Genomic DNA, 1,563 nt, shown 5'->3' with positions numbered 1-1,563 from the left:
GAGGTCCTTGTTGAGGGCCGCACGATTGAGCAGGTTGAGGACAGGGCTCTACGTCGGCTCGGACCGATCGTGACGAAGATCTTGGGGCAGCCGCCCTTGACTACTGACATCGAAGACGTCCTGATCTGGCTCGGAGTTCGCATCGCACGCGATGCGCTTGCCCCAGTGCCACGCCAGGTGGGCACCCGTGACTTCCAAGACATGCTCCATGACGCGATCACACGGGCCACCGGGCGAAGGCCGGACGGCAGCACTGCGCCTCTCACGAAACTCACTGAGAAGCTCGCGGTCGCCGGAGTTCCGGCAGACGAGGCGGCAGGGCATCTCGACAACGCGCTGAAGTACCGTCGTGCCTGGCGTGAAAGCCTCGGTCCAGCCCGCGAGGCGATGGACGCCTTCGCCGACGAAGTCCACGCCATCTGCTCACGCGTCATGGCTGAACGACGCGCCGGACGCATCCCCGCCGGCTCAGAGGCATACTTCGAGACCCTGACCCGCGTAGAAGGCCTCCCCGCGGTGAGTAGCGGCACCGTGTCCCTCGCTCGAGCTCACGCCGTACTTGCGGACATCACCGCTCGCTGCCAGAACCGGTACGCCGATGCTTCATAACATCGGCGCGAGCGCCATCCCGCCACCCCACCGGCCATGGGACCCCGACGACTCGCCAGACTTCCACGCCTCCCGGCTACTGCTCCTGGTTGCCGAGTGCGGCAGCGACCCCGGTCCTCATATCGCTGGCCGAACCAAGCTTGCGAAGCTCGACTTCTTCCTGCGCTACCCGGCTTTCCTCGAGCGCGCACACACGGAATTCGCCGACACCCTGAGCGGACAGGCCGCCTTCCGCGCATCGATGCCCGAGGAAGTAGAGGCCCCGATGATCCGGTATCGGTTCGGTCCCTGGGATCCCCGCTACCGCCAGTTCCTGGCCTTCCTCATGGCCCGCGGTCTCATCACCATCACCACCAGCCATAGACCAGAGCGTGTCCGATTGACCTCGGCCGGAAAGCGAGCGGCCGCAGCGCTGGCGGACATGGACGAGTTCCACCCCATCGTCACTCGATGCCGCGCCATGAGGGACAACCTGGCGCAGTGGTCTGGGACCGATCTCAAGAACCTCGTCTACCAACTCTTCCCCGAGGAAGTGGCGGACCTCGCCTACAACCAGGAGATCAGGCCATGACGACGCCCCCGACACCCTCCCGCAAAGGGCTACGAGTCGAGTCGGTCACGCTGGTGCACACGTCGGGCGAGATGGATACGTACGCATTCAACACCGCCGGCCTCAGCATTCTGTCTGGCGTCAGGAACAGCTCGAAGACCACCACGCTCAAGGCCATCGACTACTGTCTCGGCAACCGGGACAGCCCGACCGAGGCCCTGAAGGCGGCCGTCGCCGACGAATACGTAGAGGTCAGCATCGAACTGACCCTGGACGGCACTCCAACGGAAATCCGGCGCAGCCTCCAGTACGGGCGCCAGAACAAGGTCGTACTGGACGGCGACGAATTCCCTGTCGGCGAGTTCTCCGACCGCATCCTGCACAAGCTTGGCTGGCCGATCCTT

At 64.7% G+C, this 1,563-nt stretch carries 3 protein-coding genes; all 3 read left to right on the top strand.

Annotated features, from left to right (window positions below; all coding sequences use genetic code 11):
- Positions 1–609: hypothetical protein (locus AC3ET3_RS36050; protein WP_435613730.1), on the top strand; the 609-nt coding region annotated here is incomplete at its 5' end.
- On the top strand, positions 599–1,180 hold the full coding sequence (locus AC3ET3_RS36045) for a hypothetical protein (RefSeq protein ID WP_384941226.1): 582 nt from the start codon (positions 599–601) through the stop codon (positions 1,178–1,180). The genes AC3ET3_RS36050 and AC3ET3_RS36045, both read left to right, overlap by 11 nt.
- Positions 1,177–1,563, top strand: a 387-nt coding sequence (locus AC3ET3_RS36040; RefSeq protein WP_435613729.1) for a hypothetical protein, incomplete at its 3' end; no start/stop codon positions are given. The genes AC3ET3_RS36045 and AC3ET3_RS36040, both read left to right, overlap by 4 nt.

The sequence above is a fragment of the Streptomyces sp. bgisy159 genome (assembly GCF_057707805.1).
The sequence above is the reverse complement of the archived record's forward strand: the minus strand, read 5'-3'. Positions and strand labels throughout refer to the sequence as shown.

Coding starts and splice junctions, on each gene's coding strand:
- AC3ET3_RS36045 (WP_384941226.1), top strand. CDS start 599: ATGCTTCATAACATCGGCGCGAGCGCCATCCCGCCACCCCACCGGCCA.